At 62.7% G+C, this 15,144-nt stretch carries 11 protein-coding genes; 4 read left to right on the forward strand and 7 right to left on the reverse strand.

All coding sequences use genetic code 11. The features are described from left to right. Nucleotides 1-19: 19 nt before the first annotated feature. From FDM28_RS13875 to FDM28_RS13885, 3 genes are read right to left on the reverse strand one after another with little or no spacing between them, the layout of a single operon-like run. Nucleotides 20-1,330 carry a TIGR03862 family flavoprotein gene (locus FDM28_RS13875; RefSeq protein ID WP_276611955.1) on the reverse strand — a complete coding sequence of 437 codons (1,311 nt, stop codon included), beginning with the start codon at nucleotides 1,328-1,330 and terminating at the stop codon, nucleotides 20-22. Beyond that, complete coding sequence (locus tag FDM28_RS13880; RefSeq protein WP_206021973.1) at nucleotides 1,323-4,766, reverse strand: UvrD-helicase domain-containing protein; 3,444 nt, start codon at nucleotides 4,764-4,766, stop codon at nucleotides 1,323-1,325. The genes FDM28_RS13875 and FDM28_RS13880 overlap by 8 nt, the downstream gene beginning before the upstream one ends. Beyond that, nucleotides 4,763-7,477, reverse strand: a complete 2,715-nt coding sequence (locus FDM28_RS13885) for a PD-(D/E)XK nuclease family protein (RefSeq protein ID WP_240792013.1) — start codon at nucleotides 7,475-7,477, stop codon at nucleotides 4,763-4,765. Before FDM28_RS13885 ends, FDM28_RS13880 begins: the two co-directional genes overlap by 4 nt. Before the next feature lie 46 nt (nucleotides 7,478-7,523). Here FDM28_RS13885 and trxA point away from each other — a divergent pair, with 46 nt between their 5' ends. The 4 genes from trxA to FDM28_RS13905 all read left to right on the forward strand — a co-directional run bounded on the left by trxA (nucleotide 7,524) and on the right by FDM28_RS13905 (nucleotide 11,516). Then, nucleotides 7,524-7,856 (forward strand): thioredoxin TrxA, encoded by a 333-nt coding sequence (gene trxA / locus FDM28_RS13890; protein WP_138516052.1) that lies wholly within the window; start codon nucleotides 7,524-7,526, stop codon nucleotides 7,854-7,856. Nucleotides 7,857-8,074: 218 nt separating this feature from the next. Further along, nucleotides 8,075-9,340 carry a transcription termination factor Rho gene (gene rho / locus FDM28_RS13895; RefSeq protein WP_087497082.1) on the forward strand — a complete coding sequence of 422 codons (1,266 nt, stop codon included), beginning with the start codon at nucleotides 8,075-8,077 and terminating at the stop codon, nucleotides 9,338-9,340. A 109-nt stretch (nucleotides 9,341-9,449) separates the two neighbouring features. Continuing rightward, on the forward strand, nucleotides 9,450-9,707 hold the full coding sequence (locus FDM28_RS13900) for a type B 50S ribosomal protein L31 (protein ID WP_138516054.1): 258 nt from the start codon (nucleotides 9,450-9,452) through the stop codon (nucleotides 9,705-9,707). 96 nt (nucleotides 9,708-9,803) lie between these two features. Continuing rightward, on the forward strand, nucleotides 9,804-11,516 hold the full coding sequence (locus tag FDM28_RS13905) for a hypothetical protein (protein ID WP_138516057.1): 1,713 nt from the start codon (nucleotides 9,804-9,806) through the stop codon (nucleotides 11,514-11,516). Between the two features lie 25 nt (nucleotides 11,517-11,541). Here FDM28_RS13905 and phoR read toward each other — a convergent pair whose 3' ends face one another. Genes phoR through pstB form a run of 4 tightly spaced genes read right to left on the reverse strand, consistent with a single transcriptional unit; the run spans nucleotide 11,542 to nucleotide 15,116 of the window. Continuing rightward, nucleotides 11,542-12,864 (reverse strand): phosphate regulon sensor histidine kinase PhoR, encoded by a 1,323-nt coding sequence (gene phoR, locus FDM28_RS13910; RefSeq protein WP_138516059.1) that lies wholly within the window; start codon nucleotides 12,862-12,864, stop codon nucleotides 11,542-11,544. A 20-nt stretch (nucleotides 12,865-12,884) separates the two neighbouring features. Continuing rightward, nucleotides 12,885-13,622 (reverse strand): phosphate regulon transcriptional regulator PhoB, encoded by a 738-nt coding sequence (gene phoB / locus FDM28_RS13915; protein WP_138516061.1) that lies wholly within the window; start codon nucleotides 13,620-13,622, stop codon nucleotides 12,885-12,887. Then, entirely contained in the window at nucleotides 13,619-14,320 is a 702-nt protein-coding gene (gene phoU / locus FDM28_RS13920; RefSeq protein WP_138516063.1) for a phosphate signaling complex protein PhoU, read from the reverse strand. The genes phoB and phoU overlap by 4 nt, the downstream gene beginning before the upstream one ends. A gap of 16 nt (nucleotides 14,321-14,336) precedes the next feature. Next, nucleotides 14,337-15,116 (reverse strand): phosphate ABC transporter ATP-binding protein PstB, encoded by a 780-nt coding sequence (pstB, locus tag FDM28_RS13925; RefSeq protein ID WP_138516064.1) that lies wholly within the window; start codon nucleotides 15,114-15,116, stop codon nucleotides 14,337-14,339. Nucleotides 15,117-15,144: the final 28 nt, after the last annotated feature.

Raw genomic sequence — 15,144 nt, forward strand, 5'->3', positions numbered from 1 at the left:
ACCAGACGGGCGCTAGAGGCTACTTTGACAATGCATTCAGGTATTGCAAAGCGCCCCGCCCGGCTTGGGCACCACTGGCAAAACAGGCTTGCAGCAGGTAGCCGCCGGTGGGGGCTTCCCAGTCCAGCATCTCGCCGGCGCAGAACATGCCTGGCACCTGCTCCAGCATCAGCTGGGGCGTGAGCACTTCAAACAACACGCCGCCGGCGGTGCTGATTGCCTCGTCCAGGGGGCGAGCGGCCTGCAAGGTGATGGGCAAAGCCTTGATAGCGGCGGCCAGCTGTGCCGGATCGGCCATGGCTTCTTTGGACAGGCATTCGTACAGAATGGCGCTCTTGATGCCCTCCAGATGCAGGCGGCTCTTGAGGTGGCTGGACAGCGAGCGGCTGCCGCGTGGATGCATCACCTCTGCCAGCACCTTCTCGGCCGGCATGTCGGGCAGCAAATCCAGGTGGAAAGTGGCCTGCCCGTGGCGCACGATGTCGTCGCGCAGCAGCGCCGAGGCGGCGTAGACCAGGCTGCCCTCTACACCGGTGGCCGTGGCCACAAACTCGCCTTTGCGGGAGAAGGCCACGCCCTGCGCCGTGGTGAAGGACAAAGCCACCGACTTGAACGGCTGACCGGCAAACTTGTCTTTGAACAGCGGCGTCCAGCCGCCTTGCACATCAAAACCGCAGTTGGCAGGCAGCAACGGCGCCACTGCCACACCCCGCTGTGCCAGCAAAGGCACCCAAGCGCCGTTGGAGCCCAGCCGTGCCCAGCTTCCGCCGCCCAGCGCCAGCACGACCGCGCGGGCATGCACCTGGCGCGCACCGGCCGGGGTATCAAACTGCAAAGCGATGCGGCCTGCCGCTGGCGTGCCGTCGGCCCAGCCGGTCCAGCGGTGGCGCATGTGGAATTGCACCCCCGCGCCCTGCGCCGGGTGGCGCAGGCGGTGCAGCCAGGCCCGCAGCAGGGGCGCGGCCTTCATGTCTTTGGGAAACACGCGGCCGGAGCTGCCCACGAAGGTGTCCACCCCTAAGCCCTGCGCCCAGTTGCGCAGCGCCGTGGCGTCGAGCCCGGCGAGCAGCGCCTCGATGGCGCCACGGCGGGTGCCGTAGCGGCCAGCGAAGCGGTCGGCGTCTTCGGAGTGGGTCAGGTTCAGGCCGCCCTTGCCGGCCAGCAAGAACTTGCGGCCGATGGAGGGCATGGCGTCAAACACATGCACCGACACCCAGGACTCGCTGAGCACTTGGGCGGCCATCAGGCCGGCAGGGCCACCGCCAACAACGACCACATCGGTCTCCAGCGGAGGCAGGGAAGAAGAATTTTCAGGAAGCACGTTAGTCAAGGAGTTCAATCAATCGGCCTTGCGGCGTTAAAAAAGCGGTGTGCACCGCCTGCCCCGGATACACGAGGGCCAGGGCAGCGCGATACTCGCGGAGTTGGGCGCACAGGGCTGCTTGGGTGTGCGGTTGGGCGGACGATTTGAAGTCCAGCACCCACCACGCCCCGGTATCGCGGCGCTGCACCAGGCGGTCCAGGCGCAGCAGCTGGCCGGCGTGGGTGAGCGCCACTTCGTTGGCATGCCACATCAATGCGCTGCGCTGCCAGGCCCATGCGCCCTCCCCGCCGAGTATGCCTTGCGCCATCTGCCAGGCCTGCTCGACCTGCTCCGGGCTGAGGGTAAAGGCACGGCCCACCTGCGCCAGTTGGGTGGCCGTCCACACGGCGGCGCCCGCAGGGGTAGCGTCGCGCACCGGCACCCACTCCAGCAGCCGGTGCATGGCTTGGCCGATGCGGGATTCGAGGCTTTCCGTCGCCTCTTTTGCTCCTTTTTCAGGAGCTGCTCGCGCATACTCCACGGGCGCTAGAGGCTTATTTCGCTCAGAATTACAGCCCGGTAGCGCCCAGAGTTGAATGCGATCTGCGGCGGCCGCTGGGGTCGCGGTGGTGGCGAGGCCTGAGTCGGGCACCTCAGTCGCGTTTGCACTGGCCGGCACCTCTGCCGGGGCCGCCTCTGTCACATCCTCAGGGGCACCCGCCATCACTTCTTGCGCCATCTCCTGCAAACGCTTCCACCAGCTGCCGGCCTGCTCGCGGTGGGGCGCCATGGCGGAGAGTACCAGGGTCTGGCGGGTGCGGGTCAGCGCCACGTAGAGCGCATTGAGCTCCTCGCGTTGCCGGGCGGCTTGCTCCAGGGCCAACGTGGGCGCCACGCACGCGGGGGGGCGCGATTCGCTGGCCAAAAACACCAGCTTGCGCGGGTATGGGGCTTCGCCCGGCCAGTCCACCAGCACGCCCATGGATTCGGTGCGGGCGCTTTCGGCATCGGTATCCAGCATCAGCATCAGCGGCGCCTCCAGGCCCTTGGCGCCGTGGATGGTGAGCAGGCGCACCGCACCCGCATCGGCCCGCACCGGGGCCGCAATGCCGCCGGCGCGCAGGGCGCGCACCAGGGTGTAGGCGGTGCTGTAGCGCCCGCCGTCCACCTGCAAGGCAGCGCCCAGCACCGCCCGCAGGTTGGCCAACACCCCTTCGCGCATCACGGCGGGCACGGCGGCGGCGTAGCGGGCCAGCACATCGCCATCTTCAAAAATGGCGTGCAAGGCGTCATGCACCGGCAGCGTTTGCACCCAATCCTGCCAGCGTTGCAGGCTGGCTGCCGCGCGCTGCAAGGGCTCTGCCGTGCCAGAGGCAGGCAAGGCCAGCAACACGCTGAGCCAGCTGGGTTGCGCCACCCCGGCGTCCGGCGGGGTACCCGCTGCTTGGGCGGCGTCTTGGAGGGCACGGGCGTCGCGGCGAGCTTGGCGGTGGCGCAGGGCCAGCGCCACCAAGTCGTCATCACTGGCGCCAAACACCGGCGACTTGAGCACCCGCGCCAGCGAGAGGTCGTGCCCCGGCGATACCAACACATCCAGCAAGGCCATCAGGTCTTGCACCTCGGGCATGTCGCCCAGCTCGTTCTTTTCGGGTTGCTGCGCCGGAATGCGCAAGGCCGCCAGCTCTTGCTGCATCAGCGTAAGCCGCTCGCGCCGGCGGGCCAGCACCATGATGTCTTTGGCCTGCAAGCGGCCCCCATGCCCTTGCAGGCGCCCGGCCAACCACAGGGCGGCCTGGCGGCACTCCAGGGTTTTGAGGGTGTCTTCTACCTCGTGGCGGGGCGTGGTCAGGCTGTCGCGCCACTCGGGGGCGGCATCCTCCGCCTCCGGAGCGGCCTGCCGCTCAATGCGGGGCAGCTTGAAGACCTCGCCCGCCACCGCCGACTCGGTGGTGTGGTCGCGAAAATCCTCAAACTCGCCCGCGCCCTGCGCCGCTTGCATGGCGCTGTTGACCACCCCGATGATGGCCTGCGCATTGCGCCGGGTGTGGTCGCAGCTGAGCACGTCGCCCTGCAGTCCTTGCACCACAAACTCTTTGGCCGCGCGAAACACCTGCGGCTCCGCCCGCCGGAAGCGGTAAATGCTTTGCTTGGGGTCGCCCACAATGAACACGCCGGGCGCGTTGCCGGCACCGCCGTAGCCCCGCAGCCACGAACTCAACGCCTGCCACTGCAGAGGGTTGGTGTCTTGAAATTCGTCAATCAGCACATGGCGGATGCGGGCGTCCAGCCGCTCTTGCAGCCAGCCGGACACATCGTCATCCGAGAGCAAAAACAAGGCGGCCTGCTCCAAGTCGCCCATGTCGATCCAGCCCAGCTCGCGCTTGAGGGCGGCGTAGTCCTGCAGCAGCCCCCGGCTCAGGCGCGTCATGCGCTGTTGGTGCAGCCAGGCCTGGTGCTGGTGCGAGGCGGCGCGCACCTCGTCGAGCACCGCCTGGGCTTCGCGCACCGTCTCGATGCCGGCCATTTTTTCGCTGAGCTTGCGGGGCGTGCCTTTGCCTTTTTCGGTGAACAGGGCGTCCAGCACGCCTTCGGTGTCGCCATCGGTCAAGGCGCGCTCCAACAAGCTGCCGGCCTGGGTGCAGGTTTTCAGGCTGCTGGCGCCCAGTGCGCGTGCGCTGGCCCACAGCAGGTGTTGCACCGGCTCACTGCGCATGCGGTCATCGGGCTGCGCCAGGGCGGCAAAAGCCGGGTACTGCGCACTGAAATGCGCCACCGAGGCTTCTACGACCCCATGTGCATCGGCCAGGGCGAACTCGGTGCGCTTGGCCAGCGCAGACTCCAGTGCCCTGTGGGTGCCGTGGCGACCATACTCCGCCACCGCCTGCTGATAATCCTCCCGAGCCGCGGGCTCTGCGGCAATGCGGGTTTGAAAACGCCGCCAGACATGGACGATGGCTTTGGCATCGTTCTCCAGCAACTCGTATTGCGTGGGCAAACCGAGCTGGTGCAAGACCGCCATGGGCGCACTGCGCAGCAAGGCCGCAAACCAGCTGTGGAAGGTGCGCACCTGCACCGGCCGGCCCGCCAGAAGCAGGGCCTGGTGCAGGCCGCGCAGGGTCTGGAGCTGCTCAGGTGTGGGCTCTGCGGCCATGCCGCGCAGCTTGAGCTCTTTGCGCAGGGTGGCGTCATCAGCCCGGGCAAAGTCGCGCAGCCACTCGTGCAGGCGCTCGCGCATTTCGCCCGCCGCTTTTTTGGTGAAAGTGATGGCCAGAATTTCATGGGGGGCTGCACCTTCCAGCAAGGCACGCACCATGCGGGACACCAGCATCCAGGTTTTGCCCGCACCGGCACAGGCCTCCACCGCCACACTGCGACGCGGATCGCACGCAATCGCGTAAAACTGCTCACGGGCCACACGCCGGCCATTGACCTCGTAGGCGGCCACCTCGATAGCGCTGCTCATGCCTGGCTCCAAAAGTCCTTGCGGCACAAGCCGCGCGCCTGGCAGTAGTCGCAAGCCGCCCCTTCGCCCAAAGCAGGCAAGGCATGGCCTTGGGCGATGCGCTCCATGTCAGCCACGATGCCCTCAATCAGTGCGTCCCGCGCTGCCAGGATGTCTTTTTGTTCTGCCAATTCGGTGCCCTCGCGCTCGCCCACATTGATATAGGCCGCGCGCAAGGAGTCCTCGGGCAGCAGGGCCGCGTAGAAAGCGATTTGGGTGTCTTCCAGCGCATTTTTTACCCGCGCCTTGGTTTTGGCGGATGGCTCGGTTTTGTAGTCCAGCACCATGAGCCCGCCACCGGCTTCGCCCGCCGTTGCACGGTCCGTGCGGTCGATGCGGCCGACCAGCGTGGTCGTACCCACCACCTGGGTGTGCGCGGTTTCGCCGCTGCTGAACGTCCAGCCCTGGGCCTCGTGCTTATCGAGCCATTGCAAATAGCCCTCGCGCACCTGCGGCCAGGCGGCCTCAAAGGGCAGAAATTCGCCTTCGGGCAAGTGCATGGTGGCCGTGACTTCTTCCGCTACGCGCTGCAGCAAGGCGGAGCGCGCACTGCGATCTGCGCACGGCGACTCGGCCAAGCTGGCATGAAATTGCTGCAGCACCGCGTGCAACCAAACGCCAAAATCCCGCTTGTCGACCTCCGCATCCAACTCGTCCACCGATTTGAGGCCCAGCTGGCGCAATGCAAAAAAGCGGTAGGGGCAGGTCCGCAAATCGTCATAGCCGCTTGCCGAGAGTTGGGTGACCGGCAAGCGGTCTCCGCACGGCATAGGTGCCAGTGCCGGGACCGCAGCGATTTCCCGCAACACACGCGGGTCGTGCGGCGGCGGCCCGTCGTGCAGCAACAGTTGCAGCGATTGCACCAGTGCACTGGGGGCGATGTGCTCGCCCGCATCGTCGCTGGTGCGCCACAGCACGTCACACGCCGGCGCACGCAAAGCCTGCCCCCAGGACGCCCGCAGGCGGGCCTCCAGCGCCTGCCGTGATGGCATGCCCAAGGCCGCGCGCTGGGTGGGCGTCCACAAGCCGGCAGGCTCGGGGGACGGCGGCAGGCGCACCTCATCGCAACCGGCCAGCACTACGGCGGCAAAGGGGCGGGCCAACATCTGGCTCATGGGCAGGATGACGACCTGCTCTTCGTCCGGGTACGGCGGCTGAAAGCTGTGCGCCTCCAGCACCTGGTTCACCCAGGCGGTAAAAGCGGGCAAATCGCGTCGGGTGCCGGCCCACAAGGCCGCTTCGGTGTACTCCGCCCAGGCTTGGGGCTCCGGCGGCACCAGGCGCAACGCGGACAGCAGGCTGGCCCCGGCCTCATCCGCGCCCAGCGGCTCCCACAAGCCGGAGTCCACCAGCGCGGATTGCAGCGCAACCAACCACGCCGGCAGGGTGCGTGTGCCCTGAAGCTTGGCGCGGATCGCTTCGATGCGGGCGCAGTGGGCACGCAACACTTCAGATGTGCGAATGGCCGTGTGGCCGGGCACCTGCCGCCAGTCCCGCACTTGCTCTTTGCGCAGCAGCTGCTCCAGTGCCTGCATGTCCGGCTGGAGTGCGGGCGTGAGCTTGAAGGCATTCAGCACAGCGTCCGTGCTGGCATTCCACACCGAGGCTTTGAGCACAGCCATGAGTGCGGCGCCTGCCCGGCTGGTCGAGAGCTTCCAGCCGTTTTCATCCCGCATGGCAATGCCTGCACCCTCCAACATCGCACGCACCCGTCGCGTCAGCGCCCGGTCCGAGGACACCAAGGCCACGGGAAACCTGTCTGCAGCCACATGCGCCATGGCACAGGCCGCAGCACGCTGGGCTTCGTCCTCTGCGTCTTGGCATGCATGGAAATGCAGCACCGATGGCAACGCTGTCTCCACAAGCGTAGCGCTCCCGAGTACAGGGGAGGCTCCTAGGTCATCCTCCGCCGGCTCCAAAGAGGCATCCAGCATAAAGAGCCGTGCCCAGCTGCCCCAATGGGCCTGCAGCGCAGTGGCGACCGGGTCCACGGCTAGGCCTTGTACCAGCGCAATTGCATCCCAGGCATCGGGGGCAGCGTCTTCGAACAACACATCGGTATCGAAAGCCGAGACGGCGGCCCACTCCACGGCCACCTGGAGCACGCGGGCTTCCCACGCCAGCGCGGGGCCATCCATGCCTGCGGCCAGGCTGCGCCTTGCCTCCTGGGCCCACGCGCTGCGCCCCTGCGGTCCCGCCGCAGCCGCATAAGGGGCCAACTGGTGCGCCGTCTCCACCAACAAACCTGCCAAGCCCGCGGGGTCCGGCATGCCACTGCCGGCCAGAAGGTGTTGCGCAGTCAAGGTATCCAAGGCCACATCAAAGCTGATGTCGGTGGCCTGCAATGTGCGGTCGCCCAGAGAGGCCAGCCAGTTAGACGTGGTTTCAAACCGGGGGGCGAACCCTTGCGCACAGTGCTGCGACCAGACGCGGCGCGCCAGCGGCAAGAGCTGCGCATACGGCAGAAGCACCAACGTGCGCCCCGGGTGAATGCCCTCTGAGGTCATCCACTGCTGCAAACGGGCGATCAAGCCGGAGGCCGGGTCCGACCAGAGCGCCATTGCCGGGTGATCGGGAGGGTACTGAAAGGCCCGCAAGGCCGGGGCAGTATCGTTTTTGGCTATGCCGGCGATAGCCTGCGGCAGGGCGTGGGGGGACTTGGTTTCTGTCACAATGCCGCCACTTTAGCTGCATTAGCACTCTTCCAAAGGAACCACCATGGCCAGCGAACTCATCAAACACGTAACCGACGCCACATTTGAAGCCGATGTGTTGCAGTCTGACCAACCTATCCTGGTGGACTACTGGGCCGAGTGGTGCGGCCCTTGCAAAATGATTGCCCCCATCTTGGACGAAGTGTCTGCCACTTACGAAGGCAAACTGCAAATCGCCAAGATGAATGTGGACGAAAACCGCGACATTCCTGCCAAGTTCGGCATCCGCGGCATCCCTACCCTGATGTTGTTCAAAGGCGGCCAATTGGCTGCTACCAAGGTGGGCGCATTGAGCAAAGCGCAACTCACTGCCTTCATTGACCAACAACTGGCCTGATCCGCCGCTAGCCCCTGCGACCGTGACACTGCAGCACGGTCGCAATTTCCTGTCATAATATTTGTGTTCACCCGCCGGATTGAAGGCGGTCAGCCAGATCAGGCTCCGGACACCGAGGCCAAGCACACGGTCTTGCCTCACTCCCCACTCCCCAGATTTTTGAACCACCACTGGTTTCTTTGCCGATTTCCGGTTAACGCCCTGACGGGACCCACTCCATGCATTTAAACGAACTCAAAGCACTGCACGTGTCCGAAGTGCTCAAGCAAGCTGAAGAACTTGAGATTGAAAACACCGGCCGCATGCGCAAGCAGGAGCTGATGTTCGCCATCATCAAGAAGCGGGCCCGTGCGGGCGAGCAGATCATTGCGGATGGCGTGCTGGAAATCCTGCCGGATGGCTTCGGCTTCCTGCGCAGCCCCGACACGAGCTATACCGCCAGCACGGATGACATCTACATCAGCCCCAGCCAGGTGCGCCGCTTCAACCTGCACACCGGCGACATGATTGAAGGCGAAGTGCGTACGCCCAAAGACGGCGAGCGCTACTTTGCGCTGAACAAGCTGGACAAGGTCAACGGCGGCCCGCCGGAAGGCAACAAGCACAAGGTCATGTTTGAAAACTTGACCCCTCTGTTCCCCAAGGTGCAGATGCGCCTAGAGCAAGATGGCCTAAAGACCGACGAAAACATCACCGGCCGTGTCATCGACATCATTGCGCCTATCGGCAAAGGCCAGCGCGCCTTGTTGGTGGCTCCGCCCAAGAGCGGCAAGACCGTGATGATGCAGCACATCGCCCACGCCATCTCCGCCAACTACCCCGACAGCCACATGATGGTTTTGCTCGTGGATGAGCGCCCGGAAGAAGTGACCGAAATGCAGCGCACCGTCAAAGGCGAGGTGATTGCCTCCACCTTCGACGAGCCCGCAGCGCGCCACGTGCACGTAGCCGAAATGGTGATCGAGCGCGCCAAACGCTTGGTGGAGCTGAAAAAAGACGTGGTGATCCTGCTGGATTCGATCACCCGCCTGGCACGCGCTTACAACAACGTGGTGCCCTCCTCCGGCAAAGTGCTGACCGGTGGTGTGGATGCCAACGCCCTGCAGCGCCCCAAACGTTTCTTGGGTGCGGCCCGCAATGTGGAAGAAGGCGGCTCGCTCACCATCATCGCCACAGCTCTGGTGGACACCGGCAGCCGCATGGACGAAGTGATTTTTGAAGAGTTCAAGGGCACCGGCAACAGCGAAGTGCACCTGGACCGCCGCCTGTACGAGAAGCGAATTTTCCCGTCCATCCAGCTCAACCGCAGCGGCACCCGCCGCGAAGAGTTGCTGCTGCAACCCGAAATTCTGCAAAAAACGCGCATCCTGCGCCAATTCCTCTACAACATGGATGAAATCGAATCCATGGAAATGGTGCTTAAGCAAATGCGTGCCACCAAGAACAACAGCGAGTTCTTCGACATGATGCGTCGGGGCGGCTGATACGGCCTAGGCTATAATCCAAGGTTTTCGCGACAAGTACGTCGGGCTTTTGTATTGCGCAGGGTTTGCGCAAGGGTCTACGCGGCTGGCGCAACTGATGGAGAAGAGTATGAAAGAAGGCATTCACCCCAACTACCGCGAAGTGTGCTTCCAGGACATGTCTAACGGATTCAAATTCGTGACACGTTCTTGCGCAAACACCAAGGAAATGATCGATATGGAAGACGGCCGTAAGTTGCCCCTCTTCAAGCTCGATACCACCAGCGAATCCCACCCCTTCTACACCGGCACCCAAAAGTCGGTGGACAACATGGGCGGACGCGTGGAGAAGTTCCGCAACCGTTTCGGCAAAACCGCAGCGAAGTAATCGCAGTTCAGGCCTCGGCCTGGGTTGGTATAAAAGCAGCACGGACCTCCGCGCTGCTTTTTTTTTGATCTCCGCTGATTCTCTTTTTCAACACCTGTGAACCTCCCCAATCCTGCCATCGTTGCCCAAGCCTCTGTGCGGCGCCTTCCCCGCCCCGCCCTGATACTGCTGTGTTTGGCATTCATAGGCGCGGGCTTTATCGGACGCGATGGCTGGCGCAGTGCTGATTTGAGTGCGCTCGGCTTTATGGCAGCGTTGCAGCGGGGTGAGGCTTCTTGGTTGCAGCCCGCACTGCTGGGTATTCGCCCGGACTTTCCCGCCCTGTTGCCGTATTGGTTAGGAGCTTGGGTACTTGAAATCGCCCCAGCCCATGCGGACACCGATTTTTGGGTGCGCATTCCTTTTGCACTTCTGTTGACCATCGCGTTCATCGGCACGTGGTACGGCAGTTACTACCTGGCGCGCAGCCCTGCTGCACAACCGGTGGCCTTCGCTTTTGGCGGCGAGGCGCGCCCCACCGACTATGCCCGTGCCATGGCAGACGGGGGAGTCCTCGCGTTTTTGGCCTCTCTGGGCCTGGCACAACTCGGCCATGAAACTACGCCGGCACTTGCCCAACTCGGTTTTACGGCCCTGTTGTTTTATGCGCTCAGTGCACTGCCCTACCATCGCACCGGACCTGCGCTCAGCGCTGTGGTCGGCATGGCGGGCTTGAGCCTGAGTGGAGCACCCGCGGTTTCCTTGCTTTTCGGCTTGGGGGGCGCTTGCATCCATGCCATCGACAAACGTACTGGTGCAGAGGAACATGCCCCCGTGCGAAACACCGCAGCAGAGGCGACTGCACTCGCTGTCGTCGCGCTGCTGATCGCATGGTCCGCACGTGCTCTGGGGCTGTGGGTCTGGAAGGTGGAATGGCCCGCTCTCAGCTGGGACTACTGGAACGGGCATGTGCAGTTGCTCTTGTGGTTTACCTGGCCGTCATGGCCTCTGGCGCTCTACAGCGTCTGGCGATGGCGCAAGCAACTGTTCAATCTGCATATCAGTCGGCACTTATCTTTGCCTGCTTGGTTTATTGTGACCAGTGTGGGCTCCATGCTGCTGTCCGGTTCACCGGACCGCTCCCTCTTGCTGGCTTTGCCCGCGTTTGCTGCCATGGCTGCGTTTGCGCTGCCTACGCTGCGCCGCCAGGTCGCCGCCCTGATCGATTGGTTCACTCTGCTCTTCTTTACCGGATGCGGCATCATCATCTGGGTGGTGTGGATTGCCATGCAAACCGGTGTTCCGCCCCAACCTGCGGCGAATGTCGCACGCCTCGCGCCGGGTTTTGATGCCCGCTTTCAACTGCTTCCCTTTGTATTTGCCCTTGCCGCCACGCTGGCTTGGGCATGGCTGGTGCGATGGAGAGCCGGTCGTCATCGGGCGGCTATCTGGAAGAGTCTGGTGCTGCCTGCAAGTGGAGCATCTCTCTGCTGGCTGCTGTTGATGACGCTATGGATGCCATTGCTGGATTACGCACAAAGCGCAAAAACTATGGTTCGCCAGACCCGTGCCATTATTTCTGCGGACCAATGTGCAGCGGTCATGAATATCGACGTCGCCCAAATCGCAGCATTGCGCTGGTACGGCCAACTCGACTTGCGACAAGCCACCAACGCAGCGGAATGCCCTTGGCTTCTCACAGAGCCTGCGGGCAATGCCGAAATTTCACCGTCTATCGACAGAAGCCAATGGGCACCCCACACCTTGGTGCAACATCCGGTCGCTGGATCAGAAATGTTTTGGATTTTGAAGCGCCTCAAGACCGACTAAACAGTTGCGGCGGTGCGCAGTCCGCTTATTGAAGCCGCAGCCGCGCAGCCTTGAATCGCAAGGTGAATGTAGAGCCCCTTCCCGGAATACTCTCAATCAGCAACTCAGCGCCATGGCGCTGCGCGACATGCTTGACGATGGCCAGCCCCAGGCCAGTACCACCGGTATCCCTGGAGCGGCTTCTGTCAACGCGGTAAAAGCGTTCAGTCAGACGGGGAATGTGTTCCGGCGCAATGCCCGGTCCGGTGTCCTGCACCGAGAGCTCACCCAAGCCATCTGCTGTTTTACGCCAGTGGACCTGAATGCTTTTATCTGCTGGGGTGTAGCGAATGGCATTGCCAATCAGGTTGGCCACCGCGCTGTGTAATTCAGTGGGTGAGCCGGTGACGGCTACCGCATCGGAAATCAAAAACTGAATGTCTTGCGCTTTGCCCCACACCAGAGAGGACAGCTGGTGAGCCTCTTGCTTGCACTGCTGCAGCAACTGCACCATGTCCACGAGATCCGCACCGGAAGGAGCAGGACTGCCCTCCAAGCGAGACAGGGTGAGCAAATCATTCACCAAACTCTGCATACGCGATGCCTGTTGCGACATCAGGTTCAGATAGCTATGGCGCTCGGCCTCGTCCAGAGGCAGGGTCTGCAAGGTCTCGACAAAGCCGGCCAGCACGGTCAGCGGCGTACGGATTTCGTGCGACACATTGGCGACAAAGTCGCGCCGCATAGCCTCGGCCTGCTCTACCGCAGTGATGTCCCGCGACAGCAGCAAATTACGCCCCTCTCCGTAGGGGTGCAAGTGCACAGAGAGCTTGACGGGCTTGGAGCCGGTGCTTTCTCGCCCCGGCATGACCAGCCCGTGGCTGAAATCGTGACCGGTGTAGTAGGTGGCAAAGCCAGGGTCGCGCACCAGGTTGCCGAAATGCTGGAGCATGTCACGGCGGGCATCAAATCCGAAATGTTGCCCCGCCATTTGGTTAAACCACTCAATACGGCCCGACGCATCCAACAACACCACCCCGTTGGGAGAGGCTTGCAAAGCGGCCAAAAAATCCTGCAGCTTGGTTTCGCCATCCGCCACGCGGCGCTCACGGGCGCGGAATTGCCGCCGGGTACGTTCTGCTACCTCGCTCCAGAACCCGTAGCCCAGCTTGATTTCGGTGGACTCGCCATGTTGCAGCCAGCGCATCAGGCGCATACCCCGAGCCGCATCGATCAACAGCCAAGCGAAGCCTCCGGCCAGTGCTCCGAAGAAAGGCCCCCAATGAGGCAGACCCGCACCAGACACCCAGTACCCTGCCAAGCCGCCTGCGATCTGCAGCAGCAGGAAAGACAAAATGCGAAAAAACATCCGCTAACTGTAACCAGCAATCAGGCGTTGACTTTGTCAGCGGCCAAGGCCGGCGAGACCACGGGTACTGCGGGTTTCGCGGTCAAGCGATAGCCCGCACCACGCACGGTTTCCACCATCGAGCCCGCGTGGGCCAAAGCCTCTCGCAGCCGTTTGACGTGGACATCGACCGTGCGCTCCTCGATATACACATGGTCGCCCCAGACGTTGTCCAAAAGCTGGGCACGGCTGTGTACCCGCTCGGCATGTCCCATGAGGTAGTGCAACAGCTTGAATTCGGTTGGCCCCAGCTTCAAAGCCATCTCTTCAAAAGATACACGATGGGTAGAAGGGTCCAGCGTCAGCCCGGCAATCGTCAGCGCATCGCCGGCACTTTCCGGCGTGCGACGGCGCAATACCGCACGCACCCGGGCCAGCAATTCCTTGGTAGAAAACGGCTTGGCAATGTAATCGTCCGCTCCGGCATCCAAGCCCGCCACGCGATCGGCCTCATCACCACGTGCAGTGAGCATGATGATGGGCACGTCCTTGGTGCGGGGGTCAGAGCGCCAGCGCTTGGCCAACGTCAAACCGCTTTCGCCCGGGAGCATCCAGTCGAGCAGAATCAGGTCAGGAATTCCCGCATCAATCTCACGCTGAGCGGTGTCACTGTCCATCGCCCAGCGGGGGCGGAACCCGTTGTGCCGGAGATTGACTGCAATCAACTCTGCAATAGCCGACTCATCCTCGACCACCAGAACAGCGGGCATCGTCTTCATTTGATAACAGACTCGATTTTTTCCATGGTGGAGTGACGGACATCCTCACCCTTGACCACATAAATAATGAACTCAGCGATGTTCTTGGAGTGGTCGCCGATGCGCTCAATCGCCTTGGCCAGGAACAACAAGTCCAAGCTGGGGGAAATCATGCGGGGGTCTTCCATCATGTAGGTGACCAGCTTGCGAACGAAGCCGTCAAACTCCGCGTCGATCAGGTCGTCTTCCTTCAGGATGGACACGGCTGCCGCCACGTCCAAACGGGCAAATGCATCCAGCGCCTTGTTCAACAGGCCGGAGGCCAAATCGGCCGCCACACGCAGCTCCAAAGATGGCAGCGAACGGGGTGCACCGCTTTGAATGATGGAACGCACCATGCGGGCGATTTTTTCTGCCTCGTCCCCCACACGCTCCAAGTTGGCGGTGGTCTTGGAAATAGCAATCAGCAAACGCAGGTCGCGGGCGGTGGGCTGGCGGCGGGCAATAATGCTGGAGAGGTCGCGGTCGATCTCCAGTTCCATCGCGTTCACGCGGGCTTCGCGGGCGCTGACCTCATCGGCCACTTCCACGCTGAATTGGGACAGTGCGTAAATCGCCTGGCGGATTTGCGACTCCACCAGTCCCCCAAGCTCCATCACCTGGGACGAGACAGACGTCAGTTCGCTGTCGAACTGGGTCGAAAGATGTTTATCGGGCATAGCGTCCTCTCCTTGCTTAGCCGAAACGGCCGGTAATGTAGTCTTCTGTTTCTTTGCGTGTCGGCTTGAAGAACATCTGCTCTGTCGGCCCGAACTCCACCAGGTCGCCCAGGTACATGTAGGCGGTGTAGTCGCTGCAACGCGCCGCTTGCTGCATGTTGTGGGTCACGATGACCACGGTGTAATCGTTCTTCAACTCCACAATCAACTCTTCCACCTTGGCGGTAGAAATGGGGTCCAGCGCGGAGCAAGGCTCGTCGAGCAACAGCACTTCAGGCTTGATCGCAATGCCGCGTGCAATACACAAACGCTGCTGCTGGCCGCCGGAGAGGCTGGAGCCACTCTGATGCAACTTGTCTTTCACTTCCGTCCACAGCGCGGACTTGCGCAGCGCCCACTCCACACGCTCTTCCATATCGGTGGCGTTGAGGTTTTCGAACAACTTCACGCCAAAGGCGATGTTGTCGTAAATGGACATCGGGAACGGCGTGGGCTTCTGAAACACCATGCCGACCTTGGCGCGCAACAACGCTACGTCTTCTTTGCTGGTCAACAGGTTCTCACCGTCCAGCATGATTTGGCCTTCGGCGCGCTGCTCGGGGTACAACTCAAACATGCGATTGAAGATGCGCAGCAGCGTAGATTTGCCGCAACCGGAGGGGCCGATGAACGCGGTCACGCGCTTTTCGGGGATTTCCAGGTTGATGCCCTTGAGGGCGTGGAACTTGCCGTAGTAAAAGTTCAGGTCCTTGACGGAAATCTTGGACTTGGTCGGTGCGCTAGGGGTATTCAACATAAAAGTAATCCTTGTAACGTCAGTGCGC

The organism is Rhodoferax bucti, assembly GCF_005876985.1.
Classification (GTDB): domain Bacteria; phylum Pseudomonadota; class Gammaproteobacteria; order Burkholderiales; family Burkholderiaceae_C; genus Allorhodoferax; species Allorhodoferax bucti.

Bases quoted from the DNA above. Each gene is read 5' to 3' on its own strand.
- FDM28_RS13880 (WP_206021973.1), bottom strand. From the start codon at position 4,766: ATGAGCAGCGCTATCGAGGTGGCCGCCTACGAGGTCAATGGCCGGCGT.
- trxA (WP_138516052.1), top strand. From the start codon at position 7,524: ATGGCCAGCGAACTCATCAAACACGTAACCGACGCCACATTTGAAGCC.
- rho (WP_087497082.1), top strand. From the start codon at position 8,075: ATGCATTTAAACGAACTCAAAGCACTGCACGTGTCCGAAGTGCTCAAG.
- FDM28_RS13900 (WP_138516054.1), top strand. From the start codon at position 9,450: ATGAAAGAAGGCATTCACCCCAACTACCGCGAAGTGTGCTTCCAGGAC.
- phoR (WP_138516059.1), bottom strand. From the start codon at position 12,864: ATGTTTTTTCGCATTTTGTCTTTCCTGCTGCTGCAGATCGCAGGCGGC.
- phoB (WP_138516061.1), bottom strand. From the start codon at position 13,622: ATGAAGACGATGCCCGCTGTTCTGGTGGTCGAGGATGAGTCGGCTATT.
- phoU (WP_138516063.1), bottom strand. From the start codon at position 14,320: ATGCCCGATAAACATCTTTCGACCCAGTTCGACAGCGAACTGACGTCT.
- pstB (WP_138516064.1), bottom strand. From the start codon at position 15,116: ATGTTGAATACCCCTAGCGCACCGACCAAGTCCAAGATTTCCGTCAAG.